The sequence below is a fragment of the Cupriavidus sp. GW822-FHT03E04 genome (assembly GCF_058801495.1).
Map to the genome: position 1 here is coordinate 37,072 of NZ_JBXANI010000032.1, position 11,148 is coordinate 48,219.

At 64.3% G+C, this 11,148-nt stretch carries 10 protein-coding genes, 2 pseudogenes and 1 riboswitch; of the genes and pseudogenes, 8 read left to right on the plus strand and 4 right to left on the minus strand.

The features are described 5' to 3' along the window. Nucleotides 1–16: 16 nt before the first annotated feature. The 3 genes from AC1RQC_RS34130 (at nt 17) to AC1RQC_RS34140 (ending at nt 3,186) form a co-directional block, all read left to right on the plus strand. Nucleotides 17–1,006, plus strand: coding sequence for a Bug family tripartite tricarboxylate transporter substrate binding protein (locus tag AC1RQC_RS34130; RefSeq protein ID WP_492885940.1), 990 nt, complete (start codon nt 17–19; stop codon nt 1,004–1,006). An 11-nt stretch (nt 1,007–1,017) separates the two neighbouring features. After that, complete coding sequence (locus tag AC1RQC_RS34135) at nt 1,018–1,995, plus strand: tripartite tricarboxylate transporter substrate binding protein (protein ID WP_492885942.1); 978 nt, start codon at nt 1,018–1,020, stop codon at nt 1,993–1,995. Between the two features lie 156 nt (nt 1,996–2,151). Further along, nucleotides 2,152–3,186: a porin gene (locus AC1RQC_RS34140; protein WP_492885944.1), complete on the plus strand. Its 1,035-nt coding sequence runs from the start codon at nt 2,152–2,154 to the stop codon at nt 3,184–3,186. Between the two features lie 299 nt (nt 3,187–3,485). Here the strand turns inward: AC1RQC_RS34140 and AC1RQC_RS34145 are convergent. The 4 genes and pseudogenes from AC1RQC_RS34145 to AC1RQC_RS34160 all read right to left on the minus strand — a co-directional run. Next, nucleotides 3,486–3,612: pseudogene (locus AC1RQC_RS34145) on the minus strand (lytic transglycosylase domain-containing protein); the annotation flags it as partial. An 8-nt stretch (nt 3,613–3,620) separates the two neighbouring features. Further along, nucleotides 3,621–3,784, minus strand: a pseudogene (locus AC1RQC_RS34150) (IS5/IS1182 family transposase); the annotation flags it as partial. Nucleotides 3,785–4,798: 1,014 nt separating this feature from the next. Then, complete coding sequence (locus tag AC1RQC_RS34155) at nt 4,799–5,839, minus strand: PDDEXK nuclease domain-containing protein (RefSeq protein WP_492809480.1); 1,041 nt, start codon at nt 5,837–5,839, stop codon at nt 4,799–4,801. Between the two features lie 135 nt (nt 5,840–5,974). After that, nucleotides 5,975–6,274, minus strand: a complete 300-nt coding sequence (locus tag AC1RQC_RS34160; RefSeq protein ID WP_492809481.1) for a hypothetical protein — start codon at nt 6,272–6,274, stop codon at nt 5,975–5,977. 302 nt (nt 6,275–6,576) lie between these two features. Next, nucleotides 6,577–6,694, plus strand: a riboswitch (guanidine-I (ykkC/yxkD leader). Between the two features lie 58 nt (nt 6,695–6,752). Between AC1RQC_RS34160 and AC1RQC_RS34165 the strand changes: the two genes are divergently transcribed. Genes AC1RQC_RS34165 through AC1RQC_RS34185 form a run of 5 tightly spaced genes read left to right on the plus strand, consistent with a single transcriptional unit; the run spans nt 6,753 to nt 11,084 of the window. After that, a complete protein-coding gene (locus tag AC1RQC_RS34165; protein ID WP_492809482.1) occupies nt 6,753–7,766 on the plus strand; it encodes an ABC transporter substrate-binding protein in 1,014 nt (337 codons plus the stop codon). 7 nt (nt 7,767–7,773) lie between these two features. Then, the gene (locus AC1RQC_RS34170; protein WP_492809483.1) at nt 7,774–8,676 is read left to right on the plus strand and encodes an ABC transporter permease; all 903 of its coding nucleotides are present in this window, start codon (nt 7,774–7,776) and stop codon (nt 8,674–8,676) included. Between the two features lie 4 nt (nt 8,677–8,680). Further along, a complete protein-coding gene (locus AC1RQC_RS34175) occupies nt 8,681–9,565 on the plus strand; it encodes an ABC transporter ATP-binding protein (RefSeq protein WP_400095694.1) in 885 nt (294 codons plus the stop codon). A 22-nt stretch (nt 9,566–9,587) separates the two neighbouring features. After that, nucleotides 9,588–10,394, plus strand: coding sequence for an urea amidolyase associated protein UAAP1 (locus AC1RQC_RS34180; RefSeq protein ID WP_492885946.1), 807 nt, complete (start codon nt 9,588–9,590; stop codon nt 10,392–10,394). An 18-nt stretch (nt 10,395–10,412) separates the two neighbouring features. Further along, on the plus strand, nt 10,413–11,084 hold the full coding sequence (locus AC1RQC_RS34185) for an urea amidolyase associated protein UAAP2 (RefSeq protein ID WP_492809484.1): 672 nt from the start codon (nt 10,413–10,415) through the stop codon (nt 11,082–11,084). Nucleotides 11,085–11,148 lie beyond the last annotated feature (64 nt).

Sequence of the window (11,148 nt, forward strand, 5' to 3'; positions counted from 1 at the left end):
GACTTTCTCCAATCCCATGTCCATCTTTAGATCCGCGACTTTGTTTTCGCGCGCGCTGGTGGTCGCCCTCCTGGCAGCGGTCGGGAGTGCGTCCACGCATGCACAGGCTGACTATCCACAGCGCCCCATCAAGCTGATCGAGGCGTTCAGCGGAGGACTCTCGACGCTGGTGGCGCACAGCGTCTCCGATCGCGCCGCTCCCTTCCTTGGTCAACCGCTTGTCGTGACCTCCTTGCCGGGCGCGGGCGGCAACATCGGGCTTCGCACGGCCGCAATGGCCAAGGCCGACGGGTACACGTTGATCGTCGGCGGGCAATGGCTGGCGACCAACTGGGCGCTGAAAGCGACCGAGTGGAACGATCCCACCATCCATCTCACCCCCATTGCACCAGTGCTTGGCGTGCCTTACGTTGTCATTGCCAACCCCGCCAAGGGTTTCAGGACCTTGAAGGAGCTGATGGCCGCAGCCAGCAAAAAGGCCAACGGGCTGTCATACGGAAGTCCGGGTGTGGGCACCGCTGTGCACCTGTATGTGGCGGACCTGGCCAAAGAGTCCAGGATTGAGTTGCTGCATGTCGCCTACAAGGGCGGCGGTGCTCAATTGAATGCGGTTCTCAGCGGAGAGGTCGATTTCGGTGTGATGTCGCTGACAAGCGCGCTGCCGCAGCTCGCGGCCGGCAAGCTCACGGCACTGGCGGTGACGTCCGAGCAGCGGGTCAGCGCGGCACCCCAGATTCCGACGATCGCCGAAGCGGGATTTCCAGGCTGGGAAACCACGACCTGGTTCGCCGTTTTTGGCCCTGCGGGCCTGCCGCCAGAGATCGTTCGCAAGCTCAACGTAGAAGTGCTCAAAGCATTCGACAGCCCTGAAGGCCGGGCGCTGATCGAAAGCCGGGGGGCGACACCCCTCAAGGAGCGCTCTCCCGAAGGACTGCAGCGCCTAGTCAAGTCGGACGCGCAGCATTGGCGCAAGGTGGTCACCGAACTTGGCCTAGCGAACAACTGAACCGGCCTCTCATGAAGAAACTACTCTTGGCGTTCGTCGCCCTGCCTTTCTACCTGTCAACGGTCTCTGTGTCTCAGGCGGAAAATGAAGGGGCATTCCCCAACCGGCCCATCCGGCTCGTCACCGCGTTCAACGGAGGTATTTCGGACACTGTCGCGCACACCCTCAGCGATGCCCTGGGCGAGCAACTCGGCCAGCCGGTTGTCGTGACCGCCACCAGCGGTGCCGGTGGCAACCTGGGCGTACAAACGGTCGCCAAGGCTGCGCCGGACGGCCACACCCTTTTGCTGGGTGGCGGATGGCTGTTCACCAACTTTCTTCTCCAACCGACGCCCTACAACAACCCGGACACGAACCTCAAGGCGGTTGCGCCCATCATTTCGGTACCATACGTTTGGGTCGCACATCCGAAATGCGCCTGCCGCATCTTGCAGGGTCTCGCTCAGCGCATCCGATCCGCGAATGTGCCCGTTCCTTATGGCACACCGGGCGTTGGCACCCCTCCACACCTGCTCATCGAGCAGTTCGCGAGAAGCGCCGGGCGCGAGGCTCTGCATGTGCCATATCGTGGCGGCGGTCCCCAGATCATTGCGGTGATTCGCGGCGAGATCGACTTCAGCCTCGTGTCCATCACGATGGCTTTGCCGCACGTGTTGCGCGGTGATTTGATCCCACTGGCCATCACGTCCAAGGGGCGGTCGGCTCTTCTGCCCAATGTGCCGACGGCGCGAGAACAAGGCTTCACCAATCAAGAGGTCTCGACGTGGTTCGGACTGTTTGGGCCGGCCGAGCTTGCGAGCGAAAGGATCCAACGCATCGCTGATGCGTCCAAGGCCGCGCTGCAAGGGCAGAAATTGCGCTCCGCATACGAGAAGCTGGGTGCGGAGGCGTTCGCGCCTGAAGCCATCGACGAATTCGCCAGCCTGCTGCGCGAAGAGCGCGAGCGATGGCGTGCAGCGGTCAGAACCAAGACTGGGGCGAACCCCTGAGCTGCGGCGGTAGTCGCCAGCCGCCGTGAGATGGCGGGGCTTCACTTCCAACCTTCCCAACCATCCGACTGATTCCATGCCTGCGCGGAGCGCGGGCAGGCGCAGCCATGCCCCCGTGTTCGCCGAGCAAGCACGTCATCAACGATGAGAAGAACCATGCGGAACCACATTGCCATCTTATTCTTCCTGTCGCTCGCCCTCGCAGGAGTGCGGCAGGCGGTCGCCCAATCGAGTGTCACGATCTTCGGCGTGGCCGATGCGGGTCTGCGCTATGTCAGGAACGCAAGCACCAGCCAGACGCAGCTGTCCAGTGGCAATGATGCAACCAGTCGGATCGGGTTTCGCGGAATCGAGGATCTTGGGGGGGGCTTGAAGGCGGGCTTCTGGCTGGAAAGTCAGCTGGCCTTGGACACGGGCGTTGGCGGCGTGACTGAAGGAGGCGTGAACCGATTCTGGCACCGTCGTTCGACCGTGAGCTTGTACGGCGACTTCGGAGAGTTGCGCCTGGGCCGGGCGGTGGTGCCCACGTGGGCCATCCTGGTGGAGACGGATCCATTCTCGCTGGTCGGTGTGGGCAACGGCATGGCGCTGTACCCAGCTTGGATGGCGTATGGTAGTCGGACACGTGTACGCGCCGACAACGCCGTTCACTATGTGCTTCCCCAAGGTCTCAATGGCATCTACGGGCATCTTGCGTTCGCGCCGAGCGAGGGCGTGGACGGTGCAAAGTACACGGGCGCTCGGCTCGGCTGGCGATCAGCATCCCTGGATATCTCGGGTGCCTTCAGCCGAAGTCCGGTCGCTGGAGACGACTTCTCGGTATCCATTTTCGGCGCTAGCTACGCCGCGGGTGCGACCGTGCTGAGCGCAAGCTACCAACGGGCAAAGTACGTCGCAAGCCGCAATGATCATCTTCTGCTAGGCGTCACCCATCGCATTGGCGCAGGAAAACTGCGCGTGTCCTATGAGAGCACCGACAGCAAAGGGCCAGACGCTGGTCGAGACGCTCGCAAATTTGCGATCGGGTACGTGCATGAGCTTTCCAAGCGTACCGCGGTCTACATAACGTTGGCGCACCTGAAGAATCGCGGCAGGGGACAGTTTCTCATTTCCGACAACGGCCATGTGCCCACAGCCGGCTCCAGGGTCAGATCCACGGGACTTGACTTCGGCCTTCGATTCAGCTTTTGATGCCATCGACCAAGTGTGCGGGGGCGAGAGATATCAGGGGGTTCGCCTTGGCGAAGATCAATGCACTCTCCGCACTATCTCAGATAGTACAGATAGGCACGTCACACCACTACTTTCACTGTCCATGGGCAGCGAAGCGTCGACCCGGTCAAGATCGGCGTGGTTGTCAGCGCCACTTGGATTGCAACCAGCGCTGTCTGTCAGCCACGCGGTGGTGAGGTTCTGCATGCTCTGAATGCCTCTCTGAGAAGCCGGTGCCAAACCTACAGTCTGACTTTCCCATCGTGCAGTCAATACACTTATTGCGGTGTAAATGATCGGGGCTTGTCTGCGCGGCTGCCGAGTACCTGGGCGAGGTGTTTTTGAGACACTGTTGCGATAGCGCGCTGCTGGCTCACCACCAGCTTGCCGGTAATAGTGACCTATTTCCGAATGCCTTGGGCCTCAGTCAGGAGGTGATGCTTTGAACCGCGTCGCGCGCGATCGGTGGGGTTGGGTCCTGTTTTTTACCCGACGCTACAGCACGAATGGAAGAGGAATCGACGATGACACGTGACCAATCGATGCGGTCGGCCGCACGCAGACTCATGGTGATCAACCCTCGATCCTTCACGGCGCGCTCCCGTCCAACCCAGGCGCTACCAGTATAGGTCTATCCAGAGGACATTCTGATGTGGCTGGAAGCGGACATTCTGATTTGGCCTTTACATTTTTTGACACGCATAATATTTATTATGTTAAATAATAAACATGTGAACGAATTGGGGTCTAGCGGAGGCACCCGATCGCGCGCTGAGGGCATCGACTGACTGTGGGCCAGGCCGAGCGCCTGCGCCGCGGCGATCCCGACGCCAACCAGCTGTGTTGCTGCGCGTCGGCCAACTGCTGATCCCGTCTGCGGCGCCGAGGCGCTGACCACCATCCAGGGCCTCGCGCATGACGCAAGCAGCGCGCGCGAGCGCGATCGCAACCTAGCCGGGCTGATCGGCGCGCCCTGGGAAAAAATCCCGGCCTGGCGAGCACTCTGACTGACGTGGGTGCCGGCGGCGTCCTGCTCCCTCGCCTGCACCGCTGCCAGCTCCGCGCGCAGGTCCGCGAGCGCCTGCTCGCCCTTCTGCCGCAGCGTGCGCTCCTGGTCGAATTCGCGCAGCGCGGCGCTCGGTGGCGCTGGCCCGCTCCTGCGCCAAAGCGACCTGCTCGCGCATGCGTTCCGGCTCCGCTGAGAATTGGGTACATGCAGTTGCAGTAACTTCCGCTCGAGCGCATCGCTCACCTGCAGCCGCGTCTCGTCCCGCAGGGCGGCCAGTTCACCGGCGGCGATCTCGGTTGGCGGCCTGCCACTGGACGGTACGGCATCGGCTGCGATGCTTGTATGCGTCGGGCAAGCGCAAGGGGCGCTCCGGTCGTAGCGCGGACGCTGGGAAACAGCGCAGGCTAGCGGCACGCCATTCAGTTCGAGGCGAAAATCATCCGCACCGCTTGCGCCGCAGCCAGCATGGTGCGCACCGTCTATGGTTCGCTGCCTGCCGGCCCTGCGCCTTAGTGAGCCGCATTGGAGACGCCAGCGCGGGAGGCCGCGGTGATCTCGAGCGCGGCGGTGCCTATCTCAGGCTTAATCCCCCTCATTACCCCGGGCTTCGGCCACCAATTCTTGAGTCAACGCCTCCACGCTCGGCAGACTCTCCTGCAGTTCGGCCGGCAACTCCGCCACCAGCTGATACTGGGCCACGCCAATCGGATTTCCCATGCCGCGCAGTGCGTATTCGACAACCAGCCGGTTGTGCTCCTGGCACAGCAGCAGCCCGATAGTAGGATTGTCGGCCGCTGACTTCATCTCGGCATCGACGGCCGACAGGTAGAAGCTGATCTGTCCCGCATACTCCGGCCTGAAGGCGCCTGTCTTCAGTTCGATTACGATGTAACAGCGCAGCTTTAGGTGGTAGAAGAGCAGATCGAGATAGAAGTCCTCGCCCCCCACCTCGAGATGGACCTGGCGGCCAACATAGGCAAAACCGGCCCCAAGTTCGAGCAGGAAACGGGTAATGTGGTCGACTAGCGCTGTTTCGAGGTCTCGCTCTGTCGCATCGGCGCGCAAGCTGAGGAAGTCGAAGACGTAGGGGTCCTTGAGTGTGGCCCGCGCCAAGTCCGACTGCGGCGACGGCAACTGGGCGGCGAAGTTGTTTGGCGCCTGTGCCGCCCGATCGACAAGGCGAGTTTCGATTTGCGCCACCAGTACGGCGCGGGACCAGCCGTGCGCGGCCGCTTGCTGTGCGTACCATTGGCGCTGCTCGACCGATTTGAGCTTCTGCAGCAGCGCTTGGTTGTGCCCCCAGGGCAATTGTCCAACAAGCTGTTGGACAATTGCTGCATCGGGCCATGCTTCGGCGAATGCGCGCATCGCCATCAGGTTGGAGCGCGAGAGCCCGCTCATGTCGGGAAACTCCTGTCGCAGATCCTGCGCTAAGCGCTCGATCACCTTGGCGCCCCACCCCTGCTTAGCCTGCCGCTCAAGGATCTCCTTGCCGATATCCCAGTACAGCGTGACCAAGGTCTGGTTGACGGCAGTCGCCGCGCGTTGCTGCGCGCGCCCGATGCGGGATTTGAGTGATGCAAGCCAATCAGCATAGTCGGGAGGCAGCGGCAAGGAAACCATGGCAGGGAGGCAGAGAAGATACAGTGCGAGCAGTATAGAGCACGCAACGGATTCGCCTTGCCACACCCCACGCGGCGCCATTCAAATGAGAGGACTTGGGGACCACGCTGGGCGGCTCCGAGCGGCCGCCGCAGCCTACAAGGTGGACGCGCCGGTAGGTCGCCAACTACGCGAGGCCTGCAGGCGATCCACAGGAGGTGCGTCTTCATAGTCTGCCCTTCTCAATTTGGCGCATTCGTGCGAATCGATCTGGCTCGAGGCTTCGGCCAGCCAGGCGCGCGTGGCTGCCTCGGCACTGTCCGGCCGCAACTCGCCGACGCTGAACTGCTGGCGGAATGCCCCCGGCATCATTTCTGCCAGGATTTGGCCCCCGGCGCCGGACCAGATTGCTGGCCGGAACGTCCAAGTCGTCTTCCCCTTCGTCTGGATGCGCATCCATTTCCTCAGCGCCTCATACGACGGCGGCCCAGCGCATAATTTTCGACATAGCGGCGTGCCTGAGCAAGCTGGCGGCGTGACCGGATCGGGCCCGCGCACCGGAAGCGCTACATCACGCGCACCCTGACGGTGCGCGCGGGCACCACCCGCGCACCAAGCGATGGCATTCAGCCAGGCAGATCCAAAATTCGCACCTGACATTAGGCATTCAGCGCCACATTTGCCGGCCAGCGCGCTTTCCATGCGCCTGGCATGCCGTTTGCTGAGTAACCCACAGGGAAGCGACCAAGCGTCGCTCACCGAAGGGTAGCTAGGGTTCCGATCGTGCCGTGCGCACGATGTCTGGTCCGAGAGCAACCGGCCTCAGGCGCGCTAGTTCGCGCCCAGGCTCCACGGCGGGACAAAAGCCCGGGAGGTTCACTTCGTTGAGAGGTGGCTTCCCTGCCATTTGTCACCGCCGATCGGAGCCGAACCCATGCCTGCATTTCCTCTTTCACGTCTTACGCGACGCCCGTTCCGGCGTACTTGCGCCGGCCTGCTGGGCGCTGCGCTGCTTGCCATTGGCCTGGCCGGAGCGCGACCCGCCATGGCCGAAATCAAGGTCGGCGTCTCCGACTGGCCGGGCTGGGTTGCCTGGTACGTCGCCGAGCAGAAGGGCTTCTTCAAGAAGCATGGCGCGGACGTGAGGCTGGTCTGGTTCGCCAACTACACCGACTCCATCGCCGCGCTCTCCTCGGGGCAGCTCGACGCCAACTCCCAGACCTGGTCCGACACCCTCGGCCCGCTGGCCAAGGGCCTGCCACTCAAGGCCGTGCTGGTCAACGACAACTCCTCCGGCAACGACGCGCTGGTGGTCAGCGGCAAGATCAAGTCCTTCGCCGATCTCAAGGGCAAGACGGTTGCGCTGGAGCAGTACAGCATCTCGCACTTCGTGCTGGTCACGGCGCTGGCCAGGAATGGCCTCAAGCCCTCCGAGGTCAAGATCACCAACCTCTCGGCCGGCGATGCCGCCGCGGCCTTCATGACCGGCCGCGTCGACGCGGCCGTGGTCTGGAACCCGTGGATCGACCAGATCACCCGCAGCGGCAAGGGCCGCGCGCTATTTACCTCCAAGGACATGCCGGGCCTGATCCCCGACCTGCTGGTGGCGCAGGACAAGGCGATCCGCGCCAAGCGCCGCGACCTGGTCGGCATGATCCGCGCCTGGTTCGACACCGAGAAGTTTATCCGCGAGCAGCCCGCCGAGGCGGCCAGGATCATGGCCAAGGTGGTCAGCATGAAGCCCGATGAGTACAGCGTGTTCTTACCCGGCACGAAGTTCTTTGATGTTGCCGCCAACCACGGCGCGCTAGACCCTGCGCAGGCCACTTCGCTGCAGGCCGTCACGCCGACCATTGCGGCATTCCTGCTGGAGAACAAGCTGATCGACGGCAAGCCGGACCCGGCGCGCGGCGTCGACGCCAGCCTGCTGGCCGAAGCCCTGAAGTGAGGCGGCCATGAGCGAGAACACCGGACTCCTGCCCGCTACCGCGCGCATTGCGCACGTACAGCCGCCGTCGCCAGACACGACCAACGCCACGCCCGCACTGCCGGCATGCCACGCAAAGCGCCAGCCCTGGTGGAGCATACGCAGCGCCATTCCCGCGCACCGCACGGCGGCGCTGGTCAGCCTTGGCCTGCTGCTGCCACTGGTGGCTTGGGCCTGGCTGGCCGCCAGCGGCTGGGTCGAGCCTGTCTTCATGCCCAGCCCGGTGCAGGTGCTGCAGCGGCTGCACGGCTGGTATGCCGACGAGGGTCTCGCCGGCGACATCGGCATCAGCACGTTGCGCGTGATCACGGGCTGGGCCTTGTCAGCGGTGATCGCCCTGCCGCTGGGCCTGGCGATCGGCACGTTCCGCAGCGTGCAGGCCTTGCTGGAACCGCTGACCGATTTCGTGCGTTATATGCCGGCGGTGGCATTCATCCCGCTGGTCATGGTGTGGGTTGGCATTGATGAGGGCGCCAAGATCGCCATCATCTTCATCGGCACATTCTTCCAGATGGTGCTGATGGTGGCCGAGGACGTGCGCCGCGTGCCGATGGCGCAGATCGAAGCGGCCCAGACCATGGGCGCGAGCCGCAGCGAAGTGATCCGGCTGATCATCGTCCCTGCCGCCAAGCCGGCTTTGCTGGATACGCTGCGCATCACCATGGGCTGGGCCTGGACCTACCTGGTGGTGGCCGAACTGGTCGCGGCCAGCTCGGGCCTGGGCTTCTCGATCCTGAAGGCGCAGCGCTTCCTGCAGACCGACAAGATCTTCGCCGGCATCCTGCTGATCGGCGTGATCGGCCTGGCGATCGACCAGTTGCTGCGCTGGACGCACCGGCGCGCGTTTCCCTACCTGCACGCGAGGCGCTAAAGCCATGTCCCTGACGCTATCCCCCAAGCTGCGCGTGCGCGGCGTATGGAAATTCTTCGGCCGCGACAAGACGCCCGACAGCGCGCCACCGGCGGCATTGCAGGACATCCACCTGGATATCGGCAACAACGAGTTCGTCACGCTGGTGGGCGCATCCGGCTGCGGCAAGTCCACGCTGCTGCGCTCGCTCGCCGGCCTGGAGCCGCACAGCGCGGGCGACCTGCTGTGCGACGGCAAGCCGATCGAAGGCCCGGGCCCGCAGCGCGCAATGGTGTTCCAGCACTACAGTCTCTACCCGTGGCTCACGGTGATCGAGAACATCCGCTTCTGCCGCGAGCTCAAGGTCAATACCAGCAGCCGGACCAGCGCCGACGTGGAAGCCGCCTCCGGGCGGGCCGATGCCTTGTTGCGCCTGATGGGGCTGTGCCACGTCAAGGATGCCTATCCGGGCCAGCTCTCGGGCGGCATGCAGCAGCGCGTGGCCATTGCGCGCGCGCTGATGAGCCGCCCGCCGGTGCTGCTGATGGACGAGCCCTTCGGCGCGCTGGATGCGCAGACCCGCGAGGTCATGCACGACCTGATCCTGCATGTGCACCGGCTGGAGCAAAGCACCATCGTGTTCGTCACGCACGATGTGGAAGAGGCGATCTACCTCGGGCAGCGCGTGGTGCTGATGGCCCCGCGCCCGGGACGCATCGACACGATCTACGAGGTGCCGCTGCCGGCCGCGCGCACGCAGGAGATGAAGCTCTCGCCCGCGTTCCTGAACCTCAAGCGCGAGGTGCTGGCGCGCATCCGCGCCACCTCCGGCATGCAGACCGATTTCGAATTGCTCGAGCAGCTTTCGCATGCCGCATCCACCGACCTTGCGCCCGAGCCGCAGGCCTGAGTTGCCCCCCGGAGACCAACGAATGCAAACCCCTGAACACGCCCTTGCAAACCCACCCGCGCATGCCGCGGTGGATGTCATCGACCACTGGCGCCGCTTTGCGCCCGACCTGCCCGCCAGCCAGGTGGCCTGGAGCGAAGTCCTGCCCGGTGGCTGCCACTGGAGCTGGCGCCTGTCGCGCGGCACGGCCCTGCGCTTTGCCGCGCTGGACGCGCGCGCCAACTGCTCGGTGGTGCTCTACGCCGCGCATGACCGGCTGGAGCGCTACAGCATGCCCGACACCTGCAAGGCGCTGCATACCGCGCATTTCACGCGTGGCCACGTGCTGATGAGCGACATGGGCCGCGCCATGGCCTCGATCACGCACGACACGCTGGGCTGGCACGATCCGTTTGGCGGCTTGCTCGACCTTGCGCGACTGCATGAGAAATACGGCGAGCAGCGTTTCGAGCAACACCGCAATGCCATGTACCGCGCCGGCCGCGACGGCCTGCTGATCGAGATCGGCAAGTACGGCCTCGCCGCGCGCGACCTGATCGCGCCTGTCAACCTGTTCAGCAAGATCGCCGTGGACGCGCAAGGCCGCTTCGCCTTCGATGCCAGCCGGCCGGTAGAAGGCACCACGGTGGAACTGCGCTGCGACATGGACCTGATCGTGGCCGTCTCCACCGCCCCGCATCCACTGGACCCGCGCCCCGGCTACGCGCCCGGCAAGGTGGGCATCGCGGCCTGGCGCAACGGCCCGGCCCCGGCCGACGACTTCTGCCGCGGCTACCGCCCCGAATGCGCGCGGGCATTGCACAACACCGATGTGTTCGCACTGTCCTGAAGACCACGAGGAACCGATATGACAAACGCTGCCACCGCCACCCTGCGCACGAGCTTGCTGGACCCTGCCCACGCCGCCCTGCGCCACCGCCAGCCGGCGGGCGAGCCCTGGCTCGCCGAGATCCGTGCCGGGCAGACCGTGCGCATCGTCGACCTGGAAGGCAACCAGGCCGCCGACGTGCTGTTCTACAACCGGCATGACGTGGCCGAGCACTACAGCGCCACCGATACGCTGTTGCGCCAAGGCGGCATCTACCTCTCCAGCGGCTCCGTGCTGGTGTCCAGCGAGAGCCGGCCGATGCTGACCATCGTGGCCGATACCTGCGGCCGCCACGACACGCTGGGCGGCGCCTGCGCGGCCGAGAGCAACACGGTGCGCTATGCGCTGCAGAAGAAGTTCATGCACTCCTGCCGCGACAACTACCTGCTGGCGATGGCGCATGCCGACGTGGGCCTGAGCAAGCGTGACCTGGTGCCGAACATCAATTTCTTCATGAACGTGCCGGTCACGCCGGAAGGCGGCCTGTGCTTTGCCGACGGAATTTCCGGCCCGGGCAAGTATGTCGAGCTGCGCGCCGAGATGGATGTCTGGATGCTGGTGTCCAATTGTCCGCAGCTCAACAACCCATGCAACGCGTACAACCCCACGCCGGTGGAGTTCATCGTGTGGGATGCTGCGGCCGCTGCCTGACCGTGGATCGTGTAGTTCGCACAGCGTAGTACCAGCCTGACCATTCCGCGCCCCAAGGGCGCCG

Bases quoted from the DNA above. Each gene is read 5' to 3' on its own strand.
- AC1RQC_RS34130 (WP_492885940.1), top strand. From the start codon at position 17: ATGTCCATCTTTAGATCCGCGACTTTGTTTTCGCGCGCGCTGGTGGTC.
- AC1RQC_RS34135 (WP_492885942.1), top strand. From the start codon at position 1,018: ATGAAGAAACTACTCTTGGCGTTCGTCGCCCTGCCTTTCTACCTGTCA.
- AC1RQC_RS34140 (WP_492885944.1), top strand. From the start codon at position 2,152: ATGCGGAACCACATTGCCATCTTATTCTTCCTGTCGCTCGCCCTCGCA.
- AC1RQC_RS34155 (WP_492809480.1), bottom strand. From the start codon at position 5,839: ATGGTTTCCTTGCCGCTGCCTCCCGACTATGCTGATTGGCTTGCATCA.
- AC1RQC_RS34160 (WP_492809481.1), bottom strand. From the start codon at position 6,274: ATGCGCATCCAGACGAAGGGGAAGACGACTTGGACGTTCCGGCCAGCA.
- AC1RQC_RS34165 (WP_492809482.1), top strand. From the start codon at position 6,753: ATGCCTGCATTTCCTCTTTCACGTCTTACGCGACGCCCGTTCCGGCGT.
- AC1RQC_RS34170 (WP_492809483.1), top strand. From the start codon at position 7,774: ATGAGCGAGAACACCGGACTCCTGCCCGCTACCGCGCGCATTGCGCAC.
- AC1RQC_RS34175 (WP_400095694.1), top strand. From the start codon at position 8,681: ATGTCCCTGACGCTATCCCCCAAGCTGCGCGTGCGCGGCGTATGGAAA.
- AC1RQC_RS34180 (WP_492885946.1), top strand. From the start codon at position 9,588: ATGCAAACCCCTGAACACGCCCTTGCAAACCCACCCGCGCATGCCGCG.
- AC1RQC_RS34185 (WP_492809484.1), top strand. From the start codon at position 10,413: ATGACAAACGCTGCCACCGCCACCCTGCGCACGAGCTTGCTGGACCCT.